Source organism: Bradyrhizobium murdochi, from assembly GCF_000472965.1.
Taxonomy (GTDB): domain Bacteria; phylum Pseudomonadota; class Alphaproteobacteria; order Rhizobiales; family Xanthobacteraceae; genus Bradyrhizobium; species Bradyrhizobium murdochi.
In genome coordinates, this window is sequence record NZ_AXAU01000003.1 from 55,166 (window position 1) to 81,691 (window position 26,526).

Here is a 26,526-nt window from a genome sequence, read left to right on the forward strand (position 1 = left end):
TGGGAGTTGCGGCGTCGATGTGCGGCCGCCGTCCGATTCGAAAAATTCCAAACAAAAAGCCCGCGACGGATTTCTCCGTGCGGGCTTGACGATTTTCGCGATGATGGCGTTATGCCGGTGATTTGCCCGACATGTCAAACCGTTTTCGGGCGGTCAACGAATTGCGGAAAATTCGACAAAACGGCCTCGATAGTTTGAAACCGCCCTTGGCTGAAACTCGATGAAGCGAAAAGCCCGCCACCGTTTCCGGCGCGGGCTCTACGATATCGGCGATGATGTCATCGTGCACCTGATTTGCCCGACACGTCAAGTACCGGAGCAGCGTCAAATCGAACGCAGCAATATCGAAACGAAATCGTTGGCCGTGAATGGTGCACCCGCGACTCACGCTTTATTGCGCCGCCCGATTAGCCGGGTGAACCGGCTTTGGTACGGGCGGTTCTGGCTCCACCTCAAGCTTCGGTTCGGTTGGCATGACCAGCGCCCCGGCTGCCCGTGCAGCTTCGCCGGTGGTACTGTAATTGGCGGTCGTTGGGTGCTGTACTTTCGGCTTGTTCCACGGCCCATGGTCAACGATCAGTATGCCGAGCACGCCGAGAATGGCGACCCCAATCGCAACCTTCAATGGCGCGCCACCGCTTCTGATCAATTGATCTTCGGTCCATTCATTCGCCATCGGAAAATCCGCGTTGCTTTTCTCTGACCAGATCAAATCCGGGCGATGACGAAAGTTCCCATCGATCTGGTCAGGAAGGTCGATCTATTGGAACGAATGTATTGGCCACGCATTGTGGGAACGTGAGCCGTCGCTGGGCGAATGCCGAAGCGATCGAGTGAGTTGCAAATCGTGAATGAAACCTCAGGACCATCCCAGCCCGGCATGGCGGAACGCGCCATTGATACCGCGACCGATGTGTCACGCACGCTGACAGAAGTGTCCGCTGCGCTGCAGGCGGCGGTCGCCCGTCTCAGCGACGCAATCACGGCGGCGCGCAAACCAGGAATGCCGCTCTCGACCATCAGCGCGATCACTCGCGAAGCGCCGCTGGCCAGTCTGTTCGTCGCCTTTTTGTTCGGTGTCGCGATCGGACGTCGCCGCTAGCAGGCCCTCAGAACTTGCCCTTCGTCGAATCCTTTGCGGCGGATACGACGCCGCCGGTTATTTGTCGCATATGTTCACCGGCGTTGGTGAACTGGCTGCGCAAGAATTCAGACTGGATCTGCATCGCTTCCTGGAGATCGGTCGCATGGACCAGCTTGCGGGCATGCTCGAACGCAGCCTTCATATTCTGTTCGGTAAACGACAGCGCCTGCTTGGAAATTTCCGTACCCGCACCCGGCATCGACGTCATGGACTTTCCGGCGGCATCGAAGAACATGCCGAACGCCTTTTCTGCCTGATCGATGGTTCTCTCGGCCAACTCGCGCAGCTCGGCCGGGACTTCGAGTTTCGGTTCAGTCATGGTCGCTTCTCCAATGTCGACATTGGCAGGTTAGCACAATTCCCGGCTGCGTCTGCGCCGTATTGGACCGAGCTCAGAGATAGACCTCGGCCGCCGCGATGCGGCCGGTCCACTTTCAAAGAGAACCCCCAAGGAATGATTTCCTTTCCTCGCGGCCCGTAGCCGTACGGGTGCGGCGCCCGATTCCAATGGTGGCAACAGTGTGGCATAGTGATTCGGGCTTTAGGGATCGGCTGTCGGTGGCGTTGCGTCTCTGGTTTTAAGTCTCTTTGGGACATGGAGATAAGATGCTGCAAACATTTCGACCGACGCCGACCTGCACGCGCTTTCAAACCAACATAGCAATGCCGTGCATGAAATGCGGCGCACAGATGCGGCTCGCCACGGTCGAGCCACGCGACCAGAATTACGACGTGCTGACCTACCGCTGCACGCCTTGCGACTCCGGCGAGAGCTTCCTGAAGGCGCGCTGATTACGAGCCGTTCAGAACGGCGATTCCCGCCTGCGTCAGCACGATCCCCTCGTCACGGACTTCGACCAGGCCGAGACCCGTTAATATTCTCAAGTCTTCGTCGCTGACCGGCGACAGTTTCAGCCGGCGAGCCTGAATGTCCCGCAACGTCCAGCGGAGATCGATAGCCTTCTCGAGGCTGAATTCAGCGAAAGGATTTTCTGCCATTCGCTTCCACTTATTGGGTCATTTGAATCAGATCTGTCGGGGCTGCGGCGCCCTCTGACGCGCCTGATAATGCGGCAATCGACGTCAGGTTCCCGACGCTGCGAAGACAGCGTCGGGAACAGGTATCCTCGCTCCGGACCGGCCGCAGCTTCCGGCCCCTCAATAGCGGTAGGGCTCGATATCCAGCAAGGGAAAGGCGCTGAATACACTGGGTGCATTGGTCGCCTTAGCCGCATGCAGATAGGACTTGTCGAGTTCGCCCAAGCGGGTGACGCCGAGCAGCCCGAGGCAGCGGATCACTTCGTCTTCCAGCAATTCAAGCATCCGCACGATGCCAGCCTCGCCCGCGGCCGCAAGTGCCCAGCATTGCAGACGGCCGATGCCGACCAGATCTGCGCCAGAGGCAATCGCCTTTACGATGTCGGTACCGCGGCAGAACGACCCGTCAACCATGATCCTGGCGCGCCCGGCAACCGCGTCGACGATTTCCGGCAAGACGTGCATCGCGCCGCGTCCGTGGTCTAGCTGGCGGCCACCATGGTTCGACACATAGATCCAGTCCACGCCGTGATCGAGCGCGATGGCCGCATCTTCTGCGGTGGCGATGCCCTTGATCACCAGCGGAATTTTATACTTGTCCTTGATCAGCTTCACGGTGCGCCATTCCAGCCCTTTCTGGAAGTCGCCGCCGGTGGCCCGGATACGGCTTTCGCGGACATACCGCTTGGCGATATCGCGTTCGCGCCGGCTGTAATGCGCGGTGTCGACCGTCAGGCAAAAGGCGGCATAACCATTCTCGATAGAGCGGCTGACAACGTCTTCAACAAAGGCGTCGTCGCCGCGGACATAGAGCTGATAGATGCGCAATGCGCCGGGTGCGGCTTTGGCCGTCGCCTCCAGCCCCGGCTCGGACACCGAACTCAACATGTGAGCAGCGCCGAACTGCCCTGCTCCACGCGCGACCGCGGCGCCTGAATTGGGATCGAAAATCTCCAACGCACCGACCGGCGCGATCATGACAGGCAAACGCAGCCGGCGGCCGAAAACTTCGGTCGAGGGGTCGACTTCCACGACATTGCGCAATACCCGAGGCCGGAATGCAATCTCGTCGAGCGCTATGCGGTTGCGACGCATCGTGGTCTCCGTTTCGGAGGCCCCGACGATATAGTCCCATGCATTCTGGTTGAGCCGGGCGCGCGCCTTCCGAATGAATTCGTGGAGATTCTGAAATTCTTCGCCGCTGGCGCCGAGCTCGACATTTCTCGCCGACCGTATGGGGGTCCCGTCGTTCATGATGTTTCTCTCCCGCTTTGGCGGCACATTAGCCGCAGAAGAACGGAAAAAGCTACCGCTTTGAATGGGTTAGGCGTGGTGCAAACGCAGGGATGTCATTCGTTTACGAGATACATCGGGATATGAAGATCAGCTTCGCTCAAGCCGCGTTACCCGGTTTCCCGAAAGCCCCCGCCTCGGTCAGAGTCGCAATACGCCGCTCATCGTATCCGAGCGTCTTTTGGAGCACCTCCCTGGTATGCTCACCCAGCAGCGGCGCCGCCACGGGATCGACGGCTGGCGTCAAGCTCATCTGCAGCGGAGTTTCAATATTGGGGACGGCGCCCGCGGTCGGATGCGGGATCCGGCTAAGGCGATGGCGGTCGCGCACTTCCGGCGCGTTGAATCCTTGCTCTACCGTGCGCAGATAGCCAACCGGTATGTTGGCCTTCTTCATCTTCGCCATCCAGTTCTCAAGACTGTCGGTCGCAAAGACACCGGCGATGATGGCACGCAACTTTTCTCTGTTGGCAGTTCGGTCTCTCCTGTGCGCGAACTCGGGATCCGTGACGAGATCCGGCCGTTCAAGCACGTCCACCACAAGCCGGCGGTAGAGCCGGTCGTTGGCGCAGGCCATGTAAAGCGGTCCATCGGATGCCTGATAGACGCCGACGGTGGGCGAGCCGTTCGGCGAATTTCCGAAGCGGCCCGGGTTCGCGCCACTGATGAGATAGGCCATGCCATAGAAACCGGTCATCGACACGGCGGTGTCAATCAGCGCGATCTCGACCTGCTGGCCGCGGCCGAGCCGGTCGCGGGCGATCAACGCCAGCAGGATTGCGTTGCATGCCGACATGCCCGTCGCCATATCGACGATCGGCGGACCGGTCCGCACCGGCTCGCCATCCGGAAAGCCGTTTAGCGACATGAAGCCGCTCTCGGCCTGCGTGATCGGATCGAAGCCCGGGCGCAACGCGAACTCACCCTTGCGGCCATAGGCCGAGATCGAGCAATAGATCAGTCGCGGATTGGTCGGCGCGACCGAAGCATAATCGAGACCGAACTTTTTCATCACGCCGCCGGAGAAATTCTCCACCACGACATCGGCTTTCGCGATCAGTTCGCGAGCGACTTCGAGCGCCGCAGGATTGTTGAAATCGAGCGTGATGCCGCGCTTGTTGCGATTGAGGCTGAGGAAGGCCGCGCTCTCGCCGCCGATTTCCGCGTGTTCATAGTGTCGGGTATCGTCGCCGCCGTCTGGATTTTCGATCTTGATCACCTCGGCGCCGAAATCGGCCAGCGTTTGCGTGCAGGCCGGACCGGCAACGACCCTGGTGAAGTCGACGACCAGCAGACCATCCAGTGCGGTCGGTTCGCCCTTTGCGCGCGGCGTTCGCTCCGGCAATTGCGGCCTGGCAGTCATTTCCGGCATTTCCTCTTGTTATTCTGCCTGGCGAAACGAAAACTTCGCCGCGACAGCAATTTCAAGACTTTCTTACCGGAACCAGACGGACAACGCCAAACCCCGATTTTGCAGGGCGGGACCTGCCGCTGACATAGCTCTCAGAGCGAAAGGCAGACGTGCAGCGTTGCCCGACCGTGACGGGCACCCAAAAAGGCCGCCCGCCCCCAGGGTCGGGTCCGGGAGAAGGGCGGCGTCTTATCGATGAGAGGCGCAGCGAACGGCGTCCACTGAGTCGTTACGAAACTCCGCTTCGCCTACTCTGCAATCATTTCACCGGACCCGCCAAACTCGGCCGGGAAATCTTTCAGTTTGGGCAACCCATCCCGCATTGGCAGCACCGTCTCGGCGTAGTTGATGTGTACGCCGGGAGTGAAAGGTAGCGTCGGAAGGGTTGCGGCAAAGACATCGACCAGCCCAAGCGTCGGGTGGTTTGTCATCAGGTGACCACCGCATTCCGCACAGTACTTGCGCTGGCTCATCGGCGTCTTCTCGAACGTCGAAACATGTTGCGCACCGGCCGTGATCCGTACTGCATCCGGCTTCCACAGCGTGAACGCATTCACGGGTCCCCCGGACCACGAACGACAAGAACGGCAATGACAATAGCCCATTCCTTCCGGCGCTCCCGTGACCTGGATTTCAACCACACCGCAAAAACAGCTTCCAGTATGCTTCATCATCCTCCGTCTCCTATCTAGCCACTTGAAAAGTGGCTAGGTCAGTTTGTGCCATGGAAACAGCATCGAAACGCGCTCTCGATAACGGCGATATTCGTCGCCGAACATGCCGACGAGGTCGCGTTCCTCAAGCATTATACCAATAAAGATGTAGGCTGTGGTCACCACTGCGAATAGCAGATGGCCGGCGCTCATGGTCGGGGCCGCCCAGAAGGCGATGATGAAGCCGAGATAGATCGGGTGTCGGACAAACCGGTAGAACAGCGGCGTCCGGAAGACTGGCGCCGGCATGTCGCGGCCGACAAGATTGTTGGCGACCTGATGCAATCCGAACAGTTCGAAATGATTGATCAGGAAGGTGCTCGTGAACACGATCACCCAACCCACGAATGACAGCGTCGCGATCACCATGGCCATTTCAGGCTCTTGGACATTCCAGATGACGGCCGGCATCGGACGCCATTGCCAGAACAGCAACAGAAGCGTCAGGCTTGCACACAACACATAGGTGCTGCGCTCGATTGATCTCGGAATAAACTGCGTCCACCAGTGTTTGAACGCCTGACGTGCCATGACGCTATGTTGAATGGCAAATAGCGACATCAGCCCGAGATTGACGACAATTGCCTCGAACATCCCCGTTTTCGCGCCGCTATCGATCGTCTTCGGCACCGCGAGACCCGAGACGAACCCAATGGCGTACAGAATCGTGAACAGAAATGTGAGATAGGCCACACATCCGAATAGAAATGCAGTGAATCTTAGCACTCGATTGCCCGGCATCGCCGGGCTGAGGGTGGTTTGAGTTTCCGTCATGAAATTGGCTCCACTCCGGGCAATGGGATTGGAACTCCCGGTTTTGGCAGGATGCGCGGCGAACGGCGACAGGTCTTTGCCTGACGCTTGATCTCTTCATGAGACGGACTTGATTGTTTCTTGAGAACAGATGCGACGGGCAAGTGATATTCAACTTCGATAATCACATCCTGGACACTGATCGTCGCGAGCTGCGCCGTGGCGGCGATCTGGTTGCGATGCAGCCGCAAGTATTCGACTTGCTGGTTCACCTGATGAAGCACCGCGATCGCGTGGTCAGCCGGGATGATCTCATTGCGCTGGTGTGGGGTGGGCGGACCGTTTCGGACTCCACGCTGGACAGCCGGATCAACGCTGCCCGCAATGCGATTGGCGACAACGGAAAGGAACAGAGACTCATCCGCACCATTTCCCGCAAAGGGATTCGCTTCGTCGGCGACGTGAATGGGCCGTGCGATGCACAGGTCGCATTGCCAATGGAGGCAGAACAGCCACGTGCGGGACTCGCGCTGCCCGACCGGCCGGCGATAGCCGTGCTGCCGTTCGACAATATGAGCGGCGACCAGGCGCAGGAGTATTTCTCCGACGGAATTAGCGAGGACATCATCGCTGCGTTGTCGAAATTGCGCTGGTTCTTCGTGATCGCGCGCAATTCGTCATTCGCCTATAAAGGCAAGCCGGTGCATATGAGGCAGGTCGCTGCCGAGCTTGGTGTGCGCTACGTAGTCGAAGGCAGTGTGCGAAGAAGCCGCGACCGCGTACGCATCACCGCTCAGCTCAACGACACGGCAACCGGCAGCCACATCTGGGCGGAGCACTACGACCGCGACCTGACTGACGTATTCGCGATACAGGACGAGATCACGGACGCCATTGTCGCCGCGATCGAGCCGCAGATTTACGCCGCGGAGAATTTTCGCAGTCGGCGCAAGCCACCCAACAGCATCGATGCATGGGACTTGGTGATGCGCGCGCTGTCGCATCACTGGCGTGTAACGCAACCCGACAGCCTCGCCGCGCAAGCGCTGCTGGAACGCGCCATTGCGCTCGATCCGGACTACGGCCAGGCGCTGGCGCTGTTCGCGACCAACCATATGTTCGGCGTGCATCTTGGCTGGACCGATCTTGCAACCGCAGCACCCGTCGCCGAGCAAGCGGCATTGGCGGCGATTGCCGCCGACGCCGAGGATGCCTGGGCCCATACGGCCCTCGGCAGCGTGTATTTCTCCACGCGCCGGCTCGACCGTTCGCTGGCCGAGTTCGAACTGGCGCTCCAGCTCAACCCCAGTTTCTCCCTGGCGCAGGGGTACTATGCCCTGGCGCTGTCTTATACCGGGCGATGGATGGACGCCTATGCGGCAGCGCAACGCGCCATCCGCCAGAGTCCCCGCGATCCCTCTTCGGCGATCTACTACGGCGTTGCCGCCTATGCCCAGTTCGTGGGCCGGAACTATCAGGAAGCCATCGCACTGGCGCGCGAGGCGACGCGTCAGCGCGGCGACCTCACCGGCGCCTATCGGGTGCTGACGGTCGCCGCCGGCATGACCGGCCAGATCGAACTCGCGCGCGCTGCGCTTCAGGAATTGCGCCGGACCCAGCCGAATATCTCGCTCACCTGGATCGCGACGCAGTTACCCTGGAAGCTCGATGCCGATCGCGAGCACTATCTCGAAGGCTTTCGCCGCGCCGGATTGGAGTGAGCTTCCGCGACCGGCCTCGATTACTGCTGCTTTTCCCAGAACGACAGCAATCCCTGCGAGGCCGAGCCTCCGATCACGCAGGGAATGCCGACTGCGACCTGCCCTAGCGCAGCCGCAGAGACGCAGCCGAGCGCAACCGCGCCGACGCCAACCTGACCCCAGAAGCTGAGATTCCGGCGGCTATCGGAGCCCTTGGTCTTGAGTTCATCCACGGCGGCCAGCGCATCCTTGCGGAGAGCAGCGATCTGCACCGTGTCCGCCGCCTCGACCACTTCGGTGAGAGGCGCCTTGACCGCCGCCGGCTGTCTGGCAAGTTCGCTACGGAGGTATTCGCGCAAATTTGCATCACGGATCGCGTAGCTTGCCAACGTATAGCGCGCCATGCTTCCGACCGTCAGCTTGTCGATCGTGTCGCGGCTCTTGCTCCATGGCAGCATCTGGATAATGCGCTGGATCGGCGCATGCGAACCGGTCGCAAAATAGTAGCCCCACAGCGTATCCAGCAAATCCTGGTTGCTCGCCAGCGTGAGTGTCGTGTTCAGCTTCCGCTCGTCCTTGGCAAACGGATTCTTGGTGAAGGCGCTGCGCAACTTGTCCATCATGCCGGGCTTTGCCTCTTCCAGCGGGATTTCGGCCAAGGTCGGCAGCTTGCCCGCCAGATAGCTATCGATCATGACCCGCCTGCCCGGCATTCGCGGCGCGACCCGGCGCAAAACGTTTCTCCAGTCAGGCAGCCCCGAATAGGCGATGGCGCGGACGATCACCCATTCGTCTTCCGGCCGAACGGGGAAGAAACTGGCAATGAGCTGTTCGGCCTTGGCAGGGTTGGAACCAATCGCACCGGCGATAAAGCCCAGGTAAATGCCAGCGTTCTCAGGCTCCTTGAACGTCTGCGAATGAAACAGTACGCGCACGGCTGCCGGGACATGGGCATAGTCCGGCTTGGCCCGATAGTTATAGATCCATTGCTGGACTACCCCGAGCGAGGCGCGCGGATCGACCTCCGGCGCCTTCTCTGCATGCGCGGGCTGAATTAGCATGAGCGCAGCGGCAATGAAGGCGGCATATCGCATGTGATGCTCCTGCGAGCGCCGACGCCTGCGCGGTTCCTGCGCGAGCGTCCGAGGCTCTATCGATGGCGAAGCATGATGCGTGCATTGCGACAATTCTGAGAAAATCGGCATTAACAGAAGACGTCTAAATTGTGGCGCGTCGCGAAAAAGTTGCCCGCACCTCACCTTATCCCAGACATTTTTTCGCCCCGCGCGGGCAATTCGATCTCAGCCGATCAACTGGGAGTCCGCCGGGACGTGGAGATCAGACGCATCACGCAGCGCAACCGACCGTTCCGATCGGGGGTGGCCGTTTGCCGGCTTGCCGGCGCCCTCGGCTTGATTTTCGCGACGCCGGTCGTCACCGAAGCCGCGCCGCCATCGCAAGATACGATCATCGTCGAAGGCAACCGCCGCGTCGACGCCGAGGCTGTACGCTCACACTTTCATCCAAACGCCGACGGACATTTCGATGATGCCGCGCGTGATGCGGCGCTGAAAGCACTGATCGCAACCGGCCTGTTCGAGAAAGTTTCCATCGAACGCGCCGGTGATCGGCTTGTCGTGCATCTGTCCGAAGCGCCTGTACTCGACCGCGTCGCATTCGAAGGCAACAGGAAAGTCAAGGACGCCGACCTCGCCGCCGCCATCGAATCGAAGCCACGCGGCTCGCTGCAACGCGCCACGGTGCAGTCCGACGTCGGCCGCATCATCGAGGCCTACCGGCGTGTCGGCCGCGCCGAGGTCAGCGTCGATCCGCAAATCATCGACCGCGGCAACGGCCGGGTCGACCTCATCTATGCCGTAACGGAGGGCGCAAAGACTCCGGTACAGCGGATCGATTTCACGGGCAACAAGGCCTTCGGCAAGCGACAGCTCAGCGCCGTAATCAAGACCTCCGCCACCCATATGCTAAGTTTTCTGACCGGCGGCAACGTCTACGATCCCGACCGCGTCGCGCAAGACCGGGAACAGCTACGGCTCTACTACCGCAGCAAAGGTTACGCCGATGTCAGCGTGTCATCGGCAAAGGCGGAGTATGATCCGGCGGCGAAGGGGTTCACGCTGAACTTCGCAATCGACGAAGGCCCGCTTTATCACTTCCGGGAAGTCAGCGTCGCCTGCAACATTCCGGGCATGGACTGCGACAAGCTTCGTGCTCTTCCCACCGCCCATCCAGGCGCGGTGTTCGACGGCAACACCCTGGACAAGACCACGGAGCTGCTGGCGATCGAAATGGCAAAGCTCGGCTATCCCTTTGCCCAGGCGACGCCGCGACTTACCCGTGATGCCACGGCGCAACGCATCGACGTTGCCTTCGTGATCGAACAGGGGCCTCGAGCCTATGTCGAGCGGATCGAAATTCACGGCAACACGCGGACCCGCGATTACGTGATCCGGCGCGAATTCGATATCGCCGAAGGCGATCCCTACAACAAGACACTGATAGATCGGGCCGAACGGCGCCTCAAAAACTTGAACTACTTCAAGACGGTGAAAATATCGAATCGGCCGGGCTCGGCGCCGGATCATGTCATCCTCGATGTCGAGGCGGTTGACCAGGCAACCGGTGATTTCAACATCGCTGGCGGCTACTCGACTGTCGATGGTGCGCTCGTCGAGGTCAAAGTAGGCGAGCGCAATTTCTACGGCACGGGCAAGAACGTGCAGGCCACCTTCACGTACGGCCAATATGCGCGCGGCATCAACCTGGCCGCATCTGAACCGTATTTTCTCGGCACCAAGGTCGCCGCGGGAATCGAACTTTTCGGTCGCCAGAACGACGCCAATAGCTACCAATCCTACGGCAGCAACACCTACGGCGCGAGGCTGCAACTGGGCACGCCGATCAACGAGGAGCTCGGCGTGCAGTGGCGCTACTCGATCTACAATCAGAACATCACGCTATGGCCGAACAGCTCCGGCCTGACGCCCTCGTTGGCCGTCCGGCAGGCGGCCGCCGCCGGCCCGACGTGGGTCTCCGCCCCCGGCAGTACGACGACCTACAGTACGCTCGACAACACAAAGAGCCCGACCAGCGGAATCAGATCGCAGCTCAGCCAGGATCTGGCCGGACTGGGTGGCGACGTGAAATTCCTGAAAACTACGGAAGACGTGCGGTACTACAAGTCACTCAGCAGTGATCTGGTTGGCATGGTGCGCGCCCAGGGCGGCTACGTTACCGGTTGGGGCGGCCAGCAGGTACCGCTGATGAACAACTTCTTCGGCGGCCCGACCATGGTGCGAGGCTTTGCCCCGAACGGCTTCGGCCCACGCGACCTGACGCCGGGCACCACGATGGATAATGTCGGCGGCAGCGCCTATTGGGCAACGACCGCCGAACTGCAGAGCGCGATTCCCGGCGTGCCCAACGAATACGGCCTCAGGGCCACGGCCTTCGTCGACGCCGGCAGCGTATTCCGCTACAGCGGATCGACGGCATCGCTTCAGGTCGCCAACAAGAATGTCGTGCGCTCGTCGGTCGGCGCCGGCCTGACCTGGGCCTCGCCGTTCGGCGCCTTGACCGTCGACTATGCCGTGCCGTTGACGAAGGCGGCGTATGACGTGGTGCAGCCTCTGCGCTTCAGCGCGGGAGGGTTTTGACCGAAACGGGATGCTCCGTCGCGAACCCGTACAACAGCGCCAGCCGGTCGAGGCATTCGCGCAATCGCCTTGAAAAATACTCATGCCATCGCTTGGTGCGCAGTCCCCTCCGCTCGCCGACCTGTTCCATCGTCATTCCCTGGACCAGGACATCATGCACCAGCGCCGAGCCGTCCGCCCCAAGCTCGCGCTCGGCACGGTTCAACCGCAGCACGGCCTTGCGTTGACCCTCGGTGATCGGTTCGCGTCGCTGCCCGCCATCGACATATTCCCGGCTCGGATCGACCGCGCGCGGGCCGCGCTCCGCCTTCTCCCAGTCGCTCTGGAACGCCCTCCCCGCCTGATACTGCGCCTCGTCGATCTGGCGGTGGGAATGTAACCGAGCGAGGGGATCGTTGCGAATCGAACGCAAGGCAACGATCTTCTCACCCGGCTCCAACGCCAGCGGGTTGTCGACCTCGACGGTTGCGACTTCGGCATTGCGTAACAAATCGCGCGACCTCCGGTCGTGCGCCTTGGCGGGATTGTACGGCTTTCGGCGTTTAGCTCTCGGCATCTGATATGCTCCTTGAAAACAGTGAATTTCGGTATCGACCCGGAGTTCTATTCGGTTGATGCGCTCGATATCTCGTCGCGCAGCAATTGGGACAATTCATCCCGCCGGCCGCAGCCTTCCGGCTGAAGTCCGATCAGCGCACGCAGGTGAGCGATCCGGTGGCGACGCGGCAGCCGTTTCAGCCGGTCGGCGACGCATGTGACAGCAACGTTCGTCATGCCGTCTCCAACATCCGCAGCAGAGCGGTGCTCACCGCGTGTTCGGACGGCACGACCGGGTTGCGACTCAAATGAAAATGGGGCGTGCAGTAAGCCGAACCCGGGCGGCGCGGATGACCGCAGAAAGTAATAACCTCACTCTCCTCATCGCCGCCATAGGGATAGCGGCAGTCACCACTCTCCAGCTCGGTCAGGGAGATATGCCGTGGCTCGATCGCCGCGCAGCGCAGCTTGAGCGGCTTGATCTCCTTAAACAACGGCACCGGCCAGACAAGCGCAGACGTCCTGGAATCACTGGCACGAGGTTCTCCGATGTCGTGCAGGTCGGCCGGCTTGGTGGGCATAGACGGTTGCAGACGACCGTCAGCTCCTAGTCCGAGACGCCGTGCGCGCCCGAGCGCTGCACTGCGAGTGTAAAACGTATTGAATCGTGAATTGATCGCTCGCGCGGCCTCCGAATAGCTCATGCCTTTGGCAAGCAATTCCCGCAGCGCGTCCGAGTGCTCGGGCGCCCAGTTCGACAGTTCCATCTTGTTGTCCTTGCTCTTGTCAACGCCGCCCGATGCCGGCAATCAATTTCTGATATTCCGAAATGAAAGTCAAGCTTGATTTCTGATAATCGGAACTGCTATTGTTTCTGAAATTCGGAAAGGAGTGACCATGCTGGACATCAGGTTGATCGAGCGGGGCCTGGAGAAGCCGGGCAAGACCAAGGGCGGATTGGCCGCCGCGATGGGCGTTCGTCCTGGCGCGGTTTCGGAAATCCTGTCCGGGATACGGCTGATCAAGGCATCTGAAATCGCCCCGATCATCGAATATCTCGAACTGAATTCGGTGCCGATCATGGGTCGGGTGGGCGCCGGCGCCTCGATCGAGCCGGAACACGAGCAGGTGCCGCCGGAAGGCCTCGGCGAAGTCGAACTGCCCTTCCCGATCGCGGAAGAAACCATCGCCTTCGAGGTGGCCGGCGATTCCATGCTGCCAAAGTACGAAAACGGCGATGTTATCGTCGTCTACCGAGAGCAGCGCCACCCGCTGTCGAGCTTCTACGGCGAGGAGGCCGCGGTCCGCCTGAAGACCGGCGAGCGTTATCTGAAGACGATCGCGCGCGGAAAATCCCCAGCGTCGGTCAACCTGACGAGCTTCAATGCCAAGCCGATCACCGGCGTAAAGCTGGAATGGATCGGCGAGATCTGCGTCACCCTGCCGAGGGGCCAGATCGAACGATTGCGCAACAAGGCCGCGGCCCGCTCGCGCAAGGCAGCAAGGGCGACCGGCGGACGCACGCCGGAAAAGTAATCAAGGCAGCTTTCGTCTTCCGAATCAACAAATCCTGCTGAGGCGCGACCGTCTCCCTGACGCTTTGCCTGCAATTTCTGTTTTTCGGAATTTTCGCTTGACTTATTTCCGATTTTCAGAAATACTCTCCCCATCGTTTCCGGCGCGCGGGAGATAAGGGTCAGATCGCCAGCATGCAATATTTCGTCGTGATGATCGACTACGGCCGCCGCGGTCGCGAGGCCATTGTCGATCCGGAAATCACAAGGCGCGAGGTCGTCTCCCGGGTCGCGTCGGGTGAATACCGCAATATCAGCTTCATCCACGAAATCGCGGATTGCTCGGTCGAGGACATCACGGCCGATATTCTGAGCGAGGCGGCCATTCCCGACATCGGCGCGACGGGCGCCGATCTGCAGGCCAGCCATTTCGATCACATCCGAGATCTGCGCAAGCACGAGAGCGCGTGATCACGTTCGGTCACGCTATTCCCTCAAAACATTGTGATTACTGGGCGGGCTTTAATCGCCGACAACTTGCTTAACTATTGTTCACGCAAAGTCTATTCGGACAGCGCGGACGATCGCACTAGATTCGCGATTCGATTTCTCCGACATGTAAAGTCTTAGCCAACAATGCATCCGTCAATGAAGGCCGAGCTCGCCGCGCGCGACCGCGATCTCCGACTCTGTCTCCTGCTTGGCATCGCGGCCTGGTTTCTCTTTCTGGATCACGTCCCGCACAATGCGGTCAGCCTGCTGACCATGCGCAATTTCGGCTTCAGCGGCGCTACCGACCTGTTTGTATTTATCGGCGGCTACATGGCCGCGATCCTCTATGGAAAGATGATGCTGGAACGCGGTTTGGTCGTGTCGGCGACCCGCGTTTTCAAGCGCCTGTGGCAACTTTACGCCACTTACGTCGTTTTGTTCGTGATCTATATCGAACTGATCGGATATGTCGCGCGCAGATCCCGCGCCCCCGAACTGATCGGCGAGTTCAATGTTACGGGGATCGTCGACCATGCGATCCGGACGCTGATTCACGGCCTGCTGCTTCAGGCCAAGCCGCTCAATCTCGACGTGCTGCAACTGTTCATCGTGCTGATGGCGTTCTTTCCGATCGTGCTGTTCGGCATGATGCGGCGGCCGAACCTCACGATCGCCGGATCGTTTGGTCTCTACTTCGCATCCCGCCTGCTCGACTGGAATCTGTCTTCGTTTCCGGACGGACGCTGGCATCTCAACCCGTTCTCCTGGCAGCTCCTGTTTGTGCTCGGCGCCTGGTTTGCGCTGGGCGGTGCCAGCCAGGTGCACGCCATACGCACCCTACAGGGCCTCGCAATCCTGCGCACCGCGGCGTGGCTGTACCTGCTCTTTGCGCTGGTCGTCACCGTTGCAGGGAAGTTTCCGCAAGCTGGCATTGTGCCGGATTTCCTGCGCGATATCTTTCCTTCGAACGATGGGGAGAACCTTGCCCCCTACAGGGTGCTTCATTTCCTGGCGCTGGCCTTTCTCTTTACCTACATGGTGCCGCGGAGCTGGCGCGGCTTCCGATGGCAGGCGTTACAGCCGATCATGAAGTGCGGCGAGGAATGGCTGGCCGTGTTTTGCGCCGGGGTGTTTCTCTCGTTTGCCGCGCATCTCGTCCTGATCACAGGCCCGGATTCGCTTGCCCTGCATGTCCTGGTCAGCTTCGCCGGGATTTCGATCATGATAGCCATCGCCTACTATGTGTCGTGGTCCAAACAGCAGGATCACAAGCCCGCATTCCGGACCCGGGGAATGACGGAGCTGCCGAAGGAAGGCCGGTTCGCGAAGTAGTTTGCGCCGGCATCTTGCCTTCCGCCCCCGCACCGCGGTCCCTCAATCCACAGGGAACGCCCCTTTCAGCCGCGTCTCACTGTCGCCCAACATGGCGGCGTCGAACCTGCCTTCGGCCGACGCCGCCATGGCGCAAGTGAAGATGCGATAGAACTGCGCTCCGTCGAAGGCGACCAGCAGCAGATCGACGCCGGCATTGAGCGCCTCGACTACTGCCGTGCAGACATTGCGTTGATAGATTGCCCCCATCACGAGGTCGTCGGTCATGATGACACCCTGATAGCTCCATTTTTTGCGAATGATGCCGTCGACGACGCGTTTGGAATGCGACGCGGCGCGGTCCGGGTCGACGGACGTCAGCGTCACATGCCCGATCATCAGTTGCCTTTCGTGCCGGCCAGCACTTTCCTGAATGGAATCCAGTCCGACGCTTCGAGTTCATCGAGCGGCGTATCCAAGTCAGCGCTGAAATGATGAGTATCGGCTCGCACGCGGCCGAGCCCCGGAAAATGCTTGACAGCCGCTCCAACGCCGGACGCTTCGAGGCCGTTCACATAAGCTCGTGCGATCTCGGCGACGACCGCCGGATCATCGGAAATCGCGCGGCGGCCGATCAGCGTATTGAAGTCGAACCGGCTACGCTTCAGTTCAGGTCGCAAATCCAGCACCGGCGCAAGATTCAGGCTGACGCCGAGCGCCGCCAGTTCCTGCCCATGAGTGCGCCCGAACGTTTGTGCTTTCTCGGCGCGCACGTCCGGCGCCAGGCTCGCAAGCGTCGATAGCGCCGGCAGCTTGGTCAAAGGCGGCGCCAGATGCGATACGATACCGCCTTCCTGGTCGGCCGCGACGATCAGGGGCGGCAGGCCGGCAGCGTGCCGCTTTGCCTGTAGCGCCGAAATCTCCTCTTTCAGACGCGTCGCCGACGATCCCGCGACATTGTGCTTGGTGATGTAGACGCCGGATATCAGGCCCTTCTCGGCGAGAACTGAAACCTCCGGGAATGACGAGTAGCCAACGATAAAATGTTTTCCAAGGCTGCGGACCTGTGCAGCATCTGCCCGCAGAACCCGTTGCTTGCGCCATTCAAACGCAGCATGCGCACCGAGCATCGACAGCAATGGCAGGCACCACAGCAGTGTGAGCGCCCTTCCCGCGACGCCTCTTCTCCAATAGCCGCGACGGATGAGCAAGACGGCGACAACCACGCTCGCAGTAGCCAGAGCGATGTTTCCCGTTCCCCGCAGCGAAATCAGATAGGGATCGTTCTTGTTCGCAGCAGCGAAAACGAAGGCTATTCCAGCGAGCCAGACCAGGATCAGGCCGATACGTTTGAGACTTTGCATGAAAATGATGGGAGTTTGGGCAAGGGGATCAGACGAGACCATCGCCCGTATCAAACTTGTCTCGCCGGCGCGAGCGCATAACCGCACCTGCACGGAAACTGCAGAAAAATCCTGAACTCTTGCAGACGGCGCTCCAACCAATTGCACAACCGCGCCAGATAGTCCGTCTTGCAACTCAGCGGCGGTCTTCGAATGCCTGTTCCCACAAGATTAGCTAACGACGGGTGGTGGCTTTGCGAGCGACCCGCGACGGCGCTGATTTGCAATTTTCCTCTCCAGACAGGTAGCGCAACAATGACCGACCTAACCACGCCGGCATCCGATGCAGGCTCCGCTCAGGCGAGTCCGCTCCCGGTCAAACCCGCGATTGCCGTGGCGCTGGCGGCCCTGACCGACTGGTTGTTCTACGGCCAACAAATCGGAATTTCTGCGGTCGTCTTTGCGCTCGCGCTGGCTCTGGGCTCACTCACCGCCAACTTCGCAACGTTGAACAGAAGTCGGATGCTGCTGGCCGGCGTGCTCGTGTTGGCCGGACTTGTACCGGCTATCGAGGAATTCAACGCGGCTTCTCTGGCCTTCATGATTCTGGCGCTCGGCGTTGGTCTGTTGCTGACCACCAACCTGCAAAGGTACAAGCTCAGTGAACAGGCGGCGGCGTTATGCGATCTGTTTCTGGTCGGTCCCTTCAGGCTTTTTCGGGATGCCATAGGCTTGTTCAATCTGCCGACACTGAAGACTGGTCTTACGATATGGTTCATTCCCGTGGCCCTCGGCGGCATCTTCGTTCTTCTTCTGGTGTCGGCAAACCCATTGCTGGAGAAGTGGATCCGCGTGATGAACCCGGGCGACGCCGCCTCTTATCTGAGCCTGCGTCGGATATTGTTCTGGGCTGTGGCGCTGTCGATCATATGGCCCTTCATCCATGTCTGGTGGCGCAGCAAGATGGCGGTTTCGTCCGCCCTGGTCGAAGCAGCGGTTCTGGACCGGGCGCCACGATCGGACCGGATGGAGTTTTTCGGCGTCGCGACGATCCTGCGTTCGCTGATTCTGTTCAACTTGCTGTTTGCTGTTCAAACCATCCTCGATGCGATCTATCTCTGGGGCAACGTGGCCTTGCCCGCCGATATCAGCTACGCCTCCTACGCCCATCGAGGCGCCTATCCCCTCATTGTCACGGCGCTTCTGGCGGCAAGCTTCGTTCTGGCCGCGATGAGACCAGGTGGGCCGGCCGAGCAATCGAAAGTGATTCGGCCGCTGGTCTATCTATGGGTGGCGCAGAATGTTCTGCTGGTGATGTCGTCGATCCTGCGCCTCGATCTTTATGTCCAAATCTATCTGCTGACCTGGTGGCGCGTCGCGGCCTTCATCTGGATGGTACTGGTCGCGTTGGGCCTCGTGCTCATCGTCGCCCGCATCGTGCTGAACCGTTCGAATGATTGGCTGATCCGCGCCAACCTGATCACCCTGACGGCAACTCTCTACATCTGTTCACTGGTGAATTTCACCGCCATCGTCGCCGACTATAATGTCAGCCATAGCCGCGAAGCGGGCGGCAAAGGAGTGTGGATCGATATGAACTATTTGCTATCCCTCGGGCCGCAGGCATTGCCTGCCATCGACCGCGCCACGGCCCTTCGCGGGTTCGATCCGGCCCTTGTTTCCCGCCGTAGTTGCCTTGTAGAACAACTAGCGAAAGAGACCGCTTCCTGGCGCTCCTGGGGCTTTCGGAGTTGGCGCCTCCAGCGTGCCCTGGAAGCCCAACCGAAGAGTTCGACCACAGGTTAGTTCGACTGCAAGCCGATTGCGCCGGGAGAGACGTTTGACGCACCGCATTCTCATCGTTGACGATGACCTTCATATACGCGAGGTCATCCGGGTTGCACTAAGGAAAGCCGGAATGACCGTCTTTGAAGCGCGCGACGGCAAGGAAGCGTTGACCCGCTTTGCCGCCGACAAGCCGGATCTGATCATTCTGGATATCGGCATGCCGGAATTCGACGGCCTGGACGTCTGCCGCGAAATACGAAAAACCTCAGACGTTCCGATCCTGTTTCTCTCTGCGCGCGACGACGAGATCGATCGCGTACTGGGCCTGGAGATCGGTGGTGACGACTATGTCACCAAGCCCTTCAGCCCGCGCGAACTCGTAGCGAGGGTAAACGTCATCCTGCGCCGCATCATCTCGCGCGGGCAGGACGCAAAGGCGTCCACTGCCACGCTGTCGCAAGGCAAATTGTTCGTCGATCCCGGCCAGCATATTGCCGAGTTTGCGGGCAAGCCGCTGCGCCTGACGGCCATCGAGTTTGGAATCCTCAGGGCATTCCTGACACGGCCAACGCTCGTTTTCAGCCGCGAGCAGATCATGAGCGCCGCCTATCAGCTCAACATCCAGGTGTCGGATCGCACCATCGACAGCCACATCCGCAATATCCGCGCCAAGCTGTCCGCCGTGAACTGCGACAACGTCATCGAAACCATACACGGCGTCGGCTTCAAGCTCGGGCGATGCGAGCTCCAGGCATGATTCCTCGCAAGGCTGAAAAATGGCGGCCGTCGGTAGGACAGGTCATTTTTGCCGCGCTCGCCGCTGCGGCGACACTGCCGCTGGTCGGGCTATTCTTCTTCCGCCTCTATGACAATCAGCTCATTCACCAAACCCAGGCCGAGCTGATCGCGCAAAGCCGGGTACTTGCCGCGGTCTATGCCCGGGAAGTGGAAACCCGCCTTAACGCCGGCATTGCGCTCGGCGCCGAAATTCCGCCCGAGGCGCGCCTGGGCCGGGAAGACCAGCTTACGCCGATCCGACCCGCGCTCGATCTCGCTGCCGGCGCCGACCTACTTCGGCGACGGCCTGACGCACTTCCAGCAAGCGCGCCCGCATCGCAACCCTATGTCGAGATCGGCTCGCGGCTGACGCCGATTATCCGGGAAACTCAGAAAGTCACGCTGGCCGGCTTCCGCATCCTCGACCCCCATGGCGTTGTGATTGCCGGCCGCGACGAGGTAGGCCAATCGCTCGCCCATATCGAGGAGATAGCCACGGCGCTCAAAGGACAATATCGGGCGGCCCTGCGGATTCGCAAACCCGACAAGCCTCCTCCTCCGATCTATTCGATCAGCCGCGGCGTCGGCGTCCACGTGTTCTCGGCAATGCCTGTTGTCGTCAACAACCGCGTCGCGGGCGTGATCTATACGTCGAGGACCCCGAGCAACATCTTCGACCATCTCTATCAGGAACGCGGCAAGTTCATTCTGGCGGCACTTGCGGTTGTTTTCGCGACCATCTTTATCGGACTGGTGTTCTCCCGAACCATCACCCGCCCGATGCGCGAGCTGGTCGATCGAGCCGCGCGCATCGGCCGTGGCGATCGCGATGCATTTCGGCCCCTCGCCCATTACGGCACGCGCGAGTTTGCCCAGTTGTCGCACAGTTTTCTCGACATGGCCGAACAATTGTCACGGCGGTCGGATTACATCGCGACCTTCTCGGCGCACCTTACCCACGAATTGAAGTCGCCGCTGACATCGATCAAGGGTGCCGCCGAACTACTGCTGGATTCCCTGCAGAGCAAGGCAGACACCCTCACCCGGATGGAGCAGAAGAATTTCATATCGAACATTTTGGGCGATACCGGGCGCCTGGAAGCCATGACCCAGCGCTTACGCGAACTGGCGCGCGCCGAGGCTGCACCTCAGAACGAGCAGACCGATCTGTCGCAGGTCATCGGCGGATTGAAGAGCCGGTTTCCGACACGCGCGATCGACGCAACGGGGTGCCTGGATCGCTCGATCGGCATGTCCAGCGAAAAGGCGCTGATCGTGTTGTCGCATCTGACCGACAACGCCATCCGTCATAACGCCAAGGCCGTGCGCCTCGAAGCGGCCGAGGAAAACGGATCCGTCAGGATGGTAGTCAGAAATGACGGCGATCCAATATCCGAAGCGAATCGGGAGAAGATCTTCGACGCTTTCTTCACCACGCGCCGCGACACCGGCGGCACGGGAATGGGACTCTCGATCGTCCAGGCTATCATGGCCAGCCACGGCGGATCGATCCGGCTTTTGTCATCCGACAAGGGCGTCGCGTTCGAGCTGCAGTTTCCGGCCGCCTGAAGTCCGTCAGACGCGCGAAGCGCAGGGAGAGAGGCTACAGCATCGGCAACCCCCGCGGCTTGGGGCCGCGCGGAAAAGCCTTGTCGAGCGCGGCAATATCGGCCTCGCTCAACTTCAAGTCTCCCGCCCGCGCATTCTCGGCCGCGTGTTCCGCGCTGGAGGCTTTCGGAATCGCGAGCACTGACGCCGTACGCGTGAGAAACGCCAACGCTACCTGGCGCCGGGTCGCCTTGTGTGCATCGGCAATCGCTTGCAGCACCTCGCCGCCCTTGCTGCGCGGCGACGGAAAGTCATTGTGGCCGAACGGCGAATAGGCGACGACGGCGACGCCATGCCTCTCGCACCACGGGATCACGGCATGCTCGATCGCGCGCTCCCGCAGGTGATAGAGCACCTGGTTGCAGGCGATCTTGCCCTTGCCTGCGATATCGACGAGTTCGTCGAGATCATCTGAATCAAAATTGCTGACGCCCCAGGAACGGATCTTTCCGCTCGTCACCAGTTCCTCGAACGCCGCTACCGTCTCCTCGAACGGATAGGAGCCGCGCCAGTGCAGCAGGTAGCAGTCGAGATAATCGGCCTTCAGCCGCTTCAGCGAGCGCTCGCAGGCGGTGATGGTGCCGCGCCGCGAGGCGTTGCTCGGCAACACCTTTGAGACCAGGAAGAGCTTTTCCCGCGGCAGCCCCGCGATCGCGTCGGCAATCACGGGCTCGGCATCGCCATACATTTCAGCGGTGTCGATATGGGTCATGCCGGCTTCGATGCCACGACGCAGCGCCGCAATCGCGGCCTTGCGGTCGCCGTGGTCGAGATACCAGGTGCCCTGCCCGATCACGGAGACGTCGGGGCCGTTGGTACCGAATTTTCTTGTTTGCAAGGTCGCCTCGTTCGTCCATGGAGCCGCGCGGACCATAGACGAAACGGGCGATGATGTCTCCACAATGTCGTCCCTGCGAAAGCAGCGATCCATAACCACGAAGGTCAGATACGAAGGAAACTGCGGCCGCAGCGCCGCGCCACAACCCACATTTATGGTTATGGGTCCCGGCCTGATGCGCAATTGCGCATGAGGGCCGGGACGACCTTCGAATGTGTGGCACGCTGACCGGCTAGTAATTACTTGCCGTCGCCTCGTTCGGGATACCATCGATCGGGCATTCGTCGGTGCCGACGGTCGAGCGCGTCATCGCTTCGACCATCTCACGCGTCCCTTCGGGGTCGGCGATCCACTTCGCATAGAAATCGTAGGGACAGGCCGCGAGGCCGCGCGCGCCTTCGCCGGAATTGATCATGCCGGTATAGCCGCGGTGCAGCAGCTTGAAGAGATGGTTCTGCGACTGGCCGTTGCGGCGCGCGTCGCGGATCAGGCTCTTCGACAATCCCGCGTACTGAATGCCGTATTCCTCCTCGCCTGTCTCGCCGAGTGTGCGGCCGTCGAAGCCGATGATCGCGGAATGGCCGAAATAGGAATAGACGCCGTCAAAGCCTGCAGCGTTGGCGACCGCGACATAGACATTGTTGGCCCAGGCCATCGCCTTGGAAATCAGGATCTGCTGTTCCTTGGCTGGATACATGTAGCCTTGGCAGCGCACGATCAGCTCGGCGCCCTTCATGGCGCAGTCGCGCCAGATCTCCGGAAAGTTGCCGTCGTCGCAGATGATCAGGCTGACCTTCAGGCCCTTGGGGCCTTCGGAAACATAGGTGCAATTGCCTGGGTACCAGCCTTCGATTGGCACCCACGGCATGATCTTGCGGTATTTCTGGACGATCTCGCCCTTGTCGTTCATCAGGATCAAGGTGTTGTACGGCGCCTTGTGCGGGTGCTCCTCGTGCCGCTCGCCGGTCAGCGAGAACACGCCCCAGACTTTTGCCTTGCGGCACGCTTCGGCAAAGATTTCCGTCTCGTCACCCGGAATCGACGACGCGGTCTCGTACATCTCCTTGGAGTCGTACATGATGCCGTGGGTGGAATATTCCGGGAAGATCACGAGATCCATGCCCGGCAGACCGAGCTTCATGCCGACGATCATGTCGGCGATCTTGCGGGCGTTGTCGAGCACCTCGGCCTTGGTGTGCAGACGCGGCATTTTGTAATTGACGACGGCGACGCCGACCGTGTCGTTGCTGGAAGATATGTCACCGTGAAGCATTGGGATCGCCTCTTGTTCTGGTTTGAGTTGGAAGGATCGAGCCTCAGTGGCTGATCATCCACGGGCGCGCGGTTGGAAAGCCCTTGGCGCCGCTCTTGGTCTTGGTCATGAGCCGAGCCGGCTTCTTCTTTCCGGTTGAACAGCAGCCACAGCCGGGACCGTGCAAAGCCTTGTATTCCGCTGATGTCTTCGGCGCATGGGCGCTGCGCTCGTTAGTGGCGATCGCCTTGCGCTTTTCTGATGGCATGCAGAAGAACGCCGGTGCGGTCAGGATCACGCGCGGCGATTCATTTTCGCAATTCGGACAGTCCTGCGGGTCGTCGCATTCGGCCATAGGCCGCATGTCCGTGAACGGGCCGCAGTCGTTGCAGAGATATTCGTAGACGGGCATCTGGTTTCCTCGCGATGTTTCCTTGTAGCTTCGCGACGGATGCGGGGCGGCGTGACACGCGGCGCCGTCCCGCACCCTTCCCGCGCGGGAATCACTTGTCCGGCGAGATCGGCATCTGGATGTCGCCCTTGATGTGTTTGATCGGTCCGGCCGACGACGGCATGATGTCGAAGTCGAATATCTCGGTCGGCAGCCACAGCGTGGCGCAGGCGTTGGGCACGTCGACGACGCCTGAGATGTGGCCCTGGCACGGCGCGGTGCCGAGGATCGAATAGGCCTGCGCGCCGGAATAGCCGAACTTCTTAAGATACTCGATCGCGTTCAAACATGCCTGGCGATAAGCGATGTGAACGTCGAGGTAATGCTGCTTGCCGGCCTCGTCCACCGAGATGCCCTCGAAGATCAGATAATCCTTGTAGTTCGGCGTGATCGGCGATGGCTTGAACACGGGATTCTTGATGCCGTATTTGGCAACGCCGTCCTTGATGACATCGACCTTCAGATGCAGCCAGCCGGCCATTTCGATTGCGCCGCAGAAAGTGATCTCGCCGTCGCCCTGGCTGAAGTGCAAATCGCCCATCGACAGCCCGCCGCCCGGCACATAGACCGGGAAAAAGATCTTCGAACCGCGCGACAGATCCTTGATGTCGCAATTGCCGCCATGCTCGCGCGGCGGCACGGTGCGGGCGCCTTCGGCACCAACCTTGGCCTTGGCATCGCCCTTGGCGCGGCCGGCATGCGCGGTCGCGGCGAACGGTGGATTGGCAAGGCCTGGCACGCGCGTCGGATTGGTCGCTATCAGCGCGGTCTCGCGCTCGTTCCAGGTCGCCAGCAATTTCGGATCGGGCAGACAACCGATCAGGCCGGGATGGATTAAGCCAGCAAAATTCACGCCGGGCACGTGGCGCGACGAGGTGTAGAGACCCTTGATGTCCCAGATCGATTTCTGGGCCAGCGGGAAATGGTCGGTCAGGAAGCCGCCGCCGTTCTGCTTGGAGAAGAAGCCGTTAAAACCCCACAGGCTTTCCTTCAGGGGGCCGACATCGAGCAGGTCGACTACGAGCAAATCGCCGGGCTCGGCGCCCTTGACGCCGATCGGACCGGACAGGAAGTGCACGATTGACAGGTCGATGTCGCGCACGTCATCGGCGGAATCGTTGTTCTTGATGAAACCGCCGGTCCAGTCATAGGTCTCGATGATGAAATCGTCGCCCGGATTGACCCACGCCACGATCGGAATATCGGGATGCCAGCGGTTGTGGATCATGTCGTTGTCGTAGGCCGATTTCGAAAGATCGACCTTGATCAGTGTCTCTGGCATCGATAGCTCCCCCTTTTTAGACAGCACGGTTTGCGGGTTTACACGGACAGGAATTTAGAGACTTGCGCGGCATCGACGCTGTCGCGTGGCTCGTCGCGGACGATCTCGCCATTCTCGATGACCAGCACGCGGTCGGCGATGTCGAGCGCAAAGCTCAACACCTGTTCGGAGACCACGATCGAGAGGCCGCGCTCGTCGCGGATGCGCTTCAGGGTGCGCGCCATGTCCTTGATGATCGACGGCTGGATGCCCTCGGTCGGCTCGTCCAGCAGCAGCACTTTTGGCTTGGTGGCGAGCGCGCGGGCAATTGCGAGCTGCTGCTGCTGTCCGCCGGAGAGATTGCCGCCGCGCCGGCCTTTCATCTCCAGCAGCACCGGGAACAATTCGTAGATGTCCTCGGGCACCTCCGAGCCGCCCGACACCACGAGGCCGGTCTCGATATTCTCCCTCACCGTCATGGTGGAAAAGATCATGCGGCCCTGTGGCACGTAGGCGAGGCCCTTGGCGACACGCTCGTAGCTCGGCAGCGCGCTGAGCTCGGCGCCTGCCATGCTCACCGAGCCGCTCTTGGTCGGCACGATGCCCATCAGCGACTTCATCAGCGTGGTCTTGCCCATGCCGTTGCGGCCCATGATCGCGACGATCTCGTTGGGCGCGACCGAGACGTTGAGGCCGTGCAGAACTTCGCTTTGGCCGTAGGCGACGTGAAGATCCGAAATAGCTAGCATGAGCGCTCCTTATTTGTTGCGCATGATCATGTCCGTAAACCGGACGCCACTTTCCGGGATCACGCGCTAATGTCCGAGGTAAACTTCGATCACCCTCGGATCATTCTTGACCTTCTCCATCGTGCCCTCCGACAGGATCTGGCCCTGGTGCAGCACCGTGACCTTGTGGGCGATGTCCTCGACGAACTTCATGTCGTGCTCTATCACCAGCACTGAGCGGTCCTTGATGATGCGGTTCAAGAGTTCGGCGGTTTTCGCGCGCTCGCTGACGCTCATGCCGGCGACGGGCTCGTCGAGCATCAGGAGTTCCGGATCCTGGATCAGCAGCATGCCGATCTCGAGCCATTGCTTCTGACCATGGCTGAGCTGATCGGCATAAGTGTCGAGACGATCCTTCAGGAAGATCATCTCGGCGACTTCCTCGATGCGCTGCTTGACGGCATCATCGCGCTGGAAGACGAGCGAGCCGAACACAGTGCGGCCGCGCGGATAGGAAATCTCCAGATTCTCGAACACGGTCAGATCCTCAAACACCGACGGGGTCTGGAACTTGCGCCCGACGCCGGTCTGGACGATCTGGTTCTCTTTGAGCTTCGTCAGCTCCTTACCGCGAAACTGGATCGAGCCTGAGGTCGCCTTGGTCTTTCCGCAGATCAGGTCGAGCACCGTGGTCTTGCCGGCGCCGTTGGGGCCGATGATGACGCGGATCTCGTTCTCCTCGACATAGAAGGAAAGATTGTTCACCGCCTTGAAGCCGTCGAACGACACCGTGAGCGCTTCGACCGCGAGCAGGAAGGGTTTAGGCTGGTGACCGATGAGCATGATCTATCTCCTCATTTCGCCAATGTGGCATCGGCAACCGTGGTGACCGATGAG

At 60.5% G+C, this 26,526-nt stretch carries 30 protein-coding genes; 11 read left to right on the top strand and 19 right to left on the bottom strand.

What is annotated here, in order from left to right; translation table 11 throughout:
• Positions 1-220 precede the first annotated feature (220 nt).
• Both YUO_RS46160 and YUO_RS0111045 read left to right on the top strand, forming a co-directional pair.
• The gene (locus tag YUO_RS46160) at positions 221-703 is read left to right on the top strand and encodes a hypothetical protein (protein WP_156908592.1); all 483 of its coding nucleotides are present in this window, start codon (positions 221-223) and stop codon (positions 701-703) included.
• Between the two features lie 177 nt (positions 704-880).
• Complete coding sequence (locus YUO_RS0111045; protein WP_235782686.1) at positions 881-1,102, top strand: hypothetical protein; 222 nt, start codon at positions 881-883, stop codon at positions 1,100-1,102.
• 7 nt (positions 1,103-1,109) lie between these two features.
• Here YUO_RS0111045 and YUO_RS0111050 read toward each other — a convergent pair whose 3' ends face one another.
• Positions 1,110-1,463: a phasin gene (locus YUO_RS0111050; protein ID WP_028347305.1), complete on the bottom strand. Its 354-nt coding sequence runs from the start codon at positions 1,461-1,463 to the stop codon at positions 1,110-1,112.
• A gap of 287 nt (positions 1,464-1,750) precedes the next feature.
• Between YUO_RS0111050 and YUO_RS46165 the strand changes: the two genes are divergently transcribed.
• A complete protein-coding gene (locus YUO_RS46165; RefSeq protein ID WP_156908593.1) occupies positions 1,751-1,936 on the top strand; it encodes a hypothetical protein in 186 nt (61 codons plus the stop codon).
• Here YUO_RS46165 and YUO_RS0111060 read toward each other — a convergent pair whose 3' ends face one another.
• The 6 genes from YUO_RS0111060 to YUO_RS47135 form a co-directional block, all read right to left on the bottom strand.
• Positions 1,937-2,143: a hypothetical protein gene (locus YUO_RS0111060; protein WP_028347306.1), complete on the bottom strand. Its 207-nt coding sequence runs from the start codon at positions 2,141-2,143 to the stop codon at positions 1,937-1,939. It lies immediately after the preceding gene.
• 159 nt (positions 2,144-2,302) lie between these two features.
• Positions 2,303-3,436 (bottom strand): alpha-hydroxy acid oxidase, encoded by a 1,134-nt coding sequence (locus YUO_RS0111065; RefSeq protein WP_028347307.1) that lies wholly within the window; start codon positions 3,434-3,436, stop codon positions 2,303-2,305.
• A gap of 139 nt (positions 3,437-3,575) precedes the next feature.
• The gene (locus tag YUO_RS0111070) at positions 3,576-4,838 is read right to left on the bottom strand and encodes a CaiB/BaiF CoA transferase family protein (protein ID WP_028347308.1); all 1,263 of its coding nucleotides are present in this window, start codon (positions 4,836-4,838) and stop codon (positions 3,576-3,578) included.
• A gap of 296 nt (positions 4,839-5,134) precedes the next feature.
• Positions 5,135-5,557 (bottom strand): GFA family protein, encoded by a 423-nt coding sequence (locus YUO_RS0111075; protein ID WP_028347309.1) that lies wholly within the window; start codon positions 5,555-5,557, stop codon positions 5,135-5,137.
• A gap of 36 nt (positions 5,558-5,593) precedes the next feature.
• Complete coding sequence (gene mddA, locus YUO_RS0111080) at positions 5,594-6,373, bottom strand: methanethiol S-methyltransferase (protein ID WP_028347310.1); 780 nt, start codon at positions 6,371-6,373, stop codon at positions 5,594-5,596.
• Entirely contained in the window at positions 6,370-6,624 is a 255-nt protein-coding gene (locus YUO_RS47135) for a hypothetical protein (protein ID WP_198028027.1), read from the bottom strand. Before YUO_RS47135 ends, mddA begins: the two co-directional genes overlap by 4 nt.
• Between YUO_RS47135 and YUO_RS0111085 the strand changes: the two genes are divergently transcribed.
• A complete protein-coding gene (locus YUO_RS0111085; protein WP_028347311.1) occupies positions 6,517-8,073 on the top strand; it encodes a winged helix-turn-helix domain-containing tetratricopeptide repeat protein in 1,557 nt (518 codons plus the stop codon). The genes YUO_RS47135 and YUO_RS0111085 overlap by 108 nt on opposite strands.
• 20 nt (positions 8,074-8,093) lie before the next feature.
• On the opposite strand, the gene YUO_RS0111090 is transcribed toward YUO_RS0111085, so the two are convergent.
• The gene (locus YUO_RS0111090) at positions 8,094-9,146 is read right to left on the bottom strand and encodes a hypothetical protein (RefSeq protein WP_051379404.1); all 1,053 of its coding nucleotides are present in this window, start codon (positions 9,144-9,146) and stop codon (positions 8,094-8,096) included.
• Between the two features lie 237 nt (positions 9,147-9,383).
• Between YUO_RS0111090 and bamA the strand changes: the two genes are divergently transcribed.
• Complete coding sequence (gene bamA / locus YUO_RS0111095) at positions 9,384-11,729, top strand: outer membrane protein assembly factor BamA (protein ID WP_430649535.1); 2,346 nt, start codon at positions 9,384-9,386, stop codon at positions 11,727-11,729.
• Here bamA and YUO_RS0111100 read toward each other — a convergent pair.
• Genes YUO_RS0111100 through YUO_RS0111110 form a run of 3 tightly spaced genes read right to left on the bottom strand, consistent with a single transcriptional unit; the run spans position 11,710 to position 13,033 of the window.
• Positions 11,710-12,285: a DUF6456 domain-containing protein gene (locus tag YUO_RS0111100; RefSeq protein ID WP_028347314.1), complete on the bottom strand. Its 576-nt coding sequence runs from the start codon at positions 12,283-12,285 to the stop codon at positions 11,710-11,712. The two genes, bamA and YUO_RS0111100, sit on opposite strands and share 20 nt — an antisense overlap.
• A gap of 47 nt (positions 12,286-12,332) precedes the next feature.
• Positions 12,333-12,503, bottom strand: coding sequence for a hypothetical protein (locus YUO_RS46170; protein WP_156908594.1), 171 nt, complete (start codon positions 12,501-12,503; stop codon positions 12,333-12,335).
• Positions 12,500-13,033, bottom strand: a complete 534-nt coding sequence (locus YUO_RS0111110) for a GcrA family cell cycle regulator (RefSeq protein WP_028347315.1) — start codon at positions 13,031-13,033, stop codon at positions 12,500-12,502. The genes YUO_RS46170 and YUO_RS0111110 overlap by 4 nt, the downstream gene beginning before the upstream one ends.
• 130 nt (positions 13,034-13,163) lie before the next feature.
• On the opposite strand from YUO_RS0111110, the gene YUO_RS0111115 reads away from it, so the two are divergent.
• From YUO_RS0111115 to YUO_RS40475, 3 genes are all read left to right on the top strand, one after another.
• Positions 13,164-13,802, top strand: a complete 639-nt coding sequence (locus YUO_RS0111115) for a S24 family peptidase (protein ID WP_028347316.1) — start codon at positions 13,164-13,166, stop codon at positions 13,800-13,802.
• 173 nt (positions 13,803-13,975) lie between these two features.
• Positions 13,976-14,251 (top strand): hypothetical protein, encoded by a 276-nt coding sequence (locus YUO_RS0111120; RefSeq protein ID WP_028347317.1) that lies wholly within the window; start codon positions 13,976-13,978, stop codon positions 14,249-14,251.
• 177 nt (positions 14,252-14,428) lie between these two features.
• Entirely contained in the window at positions 14,429-15,604 is a 1,176-nt protein-coding gene (locus YUO_RS40475; RefSeq protein ID WP_347335923.1) for an OpgC domain-containing protein, read from the top strand.
• 42 nt (positions 15,605-15,646) lie between these two features.
• On the opposite strand, the gene YUO_RS48660 is transcribed toward YUO_RS40475, so the two are convergent.
• Positions 15,647-15,982, bottom strand: coding sequence for a glycoside hydrolase family 3 N-terminal domain-containing protein (locus YUO_RS48660; protein ID WP_347335924.1), 336 nt, complete (start codon positions 15,980-15,982; stop codon positions 15,647-15,649).
• Entirely contained in the window at positions 15,982-16,947 is a 966-nt protein-coding gene (locus YUO_RS40480; protein WP_347335925.1) for a glycoside hydrolase family 3 N-terminal domain-containing protein, read from the bottom strand. The genes YUO_RS48660 and YUO_RS40480 overlap by 1 nt, the downstream gene beginning before the upstream one ends.
• 294 nt (positions 16,948-17,241) lie before the next feature.
• Here YUO_RS40480 and YUO_RS0111135 point away from each other — a divergent pair, with 294 nt between their 5' ends.
• Genes YUO_RS0111135 through YUO_RS0111145 form a run of 3 tightly spaced genes read left to right on the top strand, consistent with a single transcriptional unit; the run spans position 17,242 to position 21,060 of the window.
• Entirely contained in the window at positions 17,242-18,732 is a 1,491-nt protein-coding gene (locus YUO_RS0111135) for a DUF4153 domain-containing protein (protein ID WP_028347318.1), read from the top strand.
• A 34-nt stretch (positions 18,733-18,766) separates the two neighbouring features.
• Positions 18,767-19,471 (top strand): response regulator transcription factor, encoded by a 705-nt coding sequence (locus YUO_RS0111140; RefSeq protein ID WP_028347319.1) that lies wholly within the window; start codon positions 18,767-18,769, stop codon positions 19,469-19,471.
• The gene (locus YUO_RS0111145) at positions 19,468-21,060 is read left to right on the top strand and encodes an ATP-binding protein (protein WP_028347320.1); all 1,593 of its coding nucleotides are present in this window, start codon (positions 19,468-19,470) and stop codon (positions 21,058-21,060) included. The genes YUO_RS0111140 and YUO_RS0111145 overlap by 4 nt, the downstream gene beginning before the upstream one ends.
• 34 nt (positions 21,061-21,094) lie before the next feature.
• On the opposite strand, the gene YUO_RS0111150 is transcribed toward YUO_RS0111145, so the two are convergent.
• From YUO_RS0111150 to urtD, 6 genes are all read right to left on the bottom strand, one after another.
• Positions 21,095-21,937: an aldo/keto reductase gene (locus YUO_RS0111150; RefSeq protein ID WP_028347321.1), complete on the bottom strand. Its 843-nt coding sequence runs from the start codon at positions 21,935-21,937 to the stop codon at positions 21,095-21,097.
• Between the two features lie 232 nt (positions 21,938-22,169).
• Positions 22,170-23,210, bottom strand: a complete 1,041-nt coding sequence (locus YUO_RS0111155) for an aliphatic amidase (protein WP_028347322.1) — start codon at positions 23,208-23,210, stop codon at positions 22,170-22,172.
• A 43-nt stretch (positions 23,211-23,253) separates the two neighbouring features.
• Positions 23,254-23,601, bottom strand: coding sequence for an FmdB family zinc ribbon protein (locus YUO_RS0111160; RefSeq protein WP_028347323.1), 348 nt, complete (start codon positions 23,599-23,601; stop codon positions 23,254-23,256).
• Between the two features lie 91 nt (positions 23,602-23,692).
• Positions 23,693-24,922 (bottom strand): formamidase, encoded by a 1,230-nt coding sequence (fmdA, locus tag YUO_RS0111165; RefSeq protein ID WP_028347324.1) that lies wholly within the window; start codon positions 24,920-24,922, stop codon positions 23,693-23,695.
• 38 nt (positions 24,923-24,960) lie between these two features.
• Positions 24,961-25,650: an urea ABC transporter ATP-binding subunit UrtE gene (gene urtE / locus YUO_RS0111170; protein WP_028347325.1), complete on the bottom strand. Its 690-nt coding sequence runs from the start codon at positions 25,648-25,650 to the stop codon at positions 24,961-24,963.
• Between the two features lie 66 nt (positions 25,651-25,716).
• Positions 25,717-26,472 carry an urea ABC transporter ATP-binding protein UrtD gene (urtD, locus tag YUO_RS0111175; protein ID WP_028347326.1) on the bottom strand — a complete coding sequence of 252 codons (756 nt, stop codon included), beginning with the start codon at positions 26,470-26,472 and terminating at the stop codon, positions 25,717-25,719.
• Between the last annotated feature and the right edge of the window lie 54 nt (positions 26,473-26,526).

Excerpts from the sequence above, each read along its gene's own strand:
- YUO_RS46160 (WP_156908592.1), top strand. The coding sequence starts at position 221 with ATGAAGCGAAAAGCCCGCCACCGTTTCCGGCGCGGGCTCTACGATATC.
- YUO_RS0111100 (WP_028347314.1), bottom strand. The coding sequence starts at position 12,285 with ATGCCGAGAGCTAAACGCCGAAAGCCGTACAATCCCGCCAAGGCGCAC.
- YUO_RS0111075 (WP_028347309.1), bottom strand. The coding sequence starts at position 5,557 with ATGAAGCATACTGGAAGCTGTTTTTGCGGTGTGGTTGAAATCCAGGTC.
- YUO_RS46165 (WP_156908593.1), top strand. The coding sequence starts at position 1,751 with ATGCTGCAAACATTTCGACCGACGCCGACCTGCACGCGCTTTCAAACC.
- YUO_RS0111070 (WP_028347308.1), bottom strand. The coding sequence starts at position 4,838 with ATGACTGCCAGGCCGCAATTGCCGGAGCGAACGCCGCGCGCAAAGGGC.
- YUO_RS48660 (WP_347335924.1), bottom strand. The coding sequence starts at position 15,982 with ATGATCGGGCATGTGACGCTGACGTCCGTCGACCCGGACCGCGCCGCG.
- YUO_RS0111115 (WP_028347316.1), top strand. The coding sequence starts at position 13,164 with ATGCTGGACATCAGGTTGATCGAGCGGGGCCTGGAGAAGCCGGGCAAG.
- YUO_RS0111155 (WP_028347322.1), bottom strand. The coding sequence starts at position 23,210 with ATGCTTCACGGTGACATATCTTCCAGCAACGACACGGTCGGCGTCGCC.
- YUO_RS40475 (WP_347335923.1), top strand. The coding sequence starts at position 14,429 with ATGAAGGCCGAGCTCGCCGCGCGCGACCGCGATCTCCGACTCTGTCTC.
- YUO_RS0111145 (WP_028347320.1), top strand. The coding sequence starts at position 19,468 with ATGATTCCTCGCAAGGCTGAAAAATGGCGGCCGTCGGTAGGACAGGTC.
- YUO_RS0111065 (WP_028347307.1), bottom strand. The coding sequence starts at position 3,436 with ATGAACGACGGGACCCCCATACGGTCGGCGAGAAATGTCGAGCTCGGC.
- YUO_RS46170 (WP_156908594.1), bottom strand. The coding sequence starts at position 12,503 with ATGACGAACGTTGCTGTCACATGCGTCGCCGACCGGCTGAAACGGCTG.
- mddA (WP_028347310.1), bottom strand. The coding sequence starts at position 6,373 with ATGACGGAAACTCAAACCACCCTCAGCCCGGCGATGCCGGGCAATCGA.
- YUO_RS40480 (WP_347335925.1), bottom strand. The coding sequence starts at position 16,947 with ATGCAAAGTCTCAAACGTATCGGCCTGATCCTGGTCTGGCTCGCTGGA.
- urtE (WP_028347325.1), bottom strand. The coding sequence starts at position 25,650 with ATGCTAGCTATTTCGGATCTTCACGTCGCCTACGGCCAAAGCGAAGTT.
- YUO_RS0111050 (WP_028347305.1), bottom strand. The coding sequence starts at position 1,463 with ATGACTGAACCGAAACTCGAAGTCCCGGCCGAGCTGCGCGAGTTGGCC.
- YUO_RS0111090 (WP_051379404.1), bottom strand. The coding sequence starts at position 9,146 with ATGCGATATGCCGCCTTCATTGCCGCTGCGCTCATGCTAATTCAGCCC.
- YUO_RS0111135 (WP_028347318.1), top strand. The coding sequence starts at position 17,242 with ATGACCGACCTAACCACGCCGGCATCCGATGCAGGCTCCGCTCAGGCG.
- YUO_RS0111045 (WP_235782686.1), top strand. The coding sequence starts at position 881 with ATGGCGGAACGCGCCATTGATACCGCGACCGATGTGTCACGCACGCTG.
- YUO_RS0111060 (WP_028347306.1), bottom strand. The coding sequence starts at position 2,143 with ATGGCAGAAAATCCTTTCGCTGAATTCAGCCTCGAGAAGGCTATCGAT.
- urtD (WP_028347326.1), bottom strand. The coding sequence starts at position 26,472 with ATGCTCATCGGTCACCAGCCTAAACCCTTCCTGCTCGCGGTCGAAGCG.
- YUO_RS0111110 (WP_028347315.1), bottom strand. The coding sequence starts at position 13,033 with ATGGAACTGTCGAACTGGGCGCCCGAGCACTCGGACGCGCTGCGGGAA.
- YUO_RS0111160 (WP_028347323.1), bottom strand. The coding sequence starts at position 23,601 with ATGCCCGTCTACGAATATCTCTGCAACGACTGCGGCCCGTTCACGGAC.
- fmdA (WP_028347324.1), bottom strand. The coding sequence starts at position 24,922 with ATGCCAGAGACACTGATCAAGGTCGATCTTTCGAAATCGGCCTACGAC.
- YUO_RS0111120 (WP_028347317.1), top strand. The coding sequence starts at position 13,976 with ATGCAATATTTCGTCGTGATGATCGACTACGGCCGCCGCGGTCGCGAG.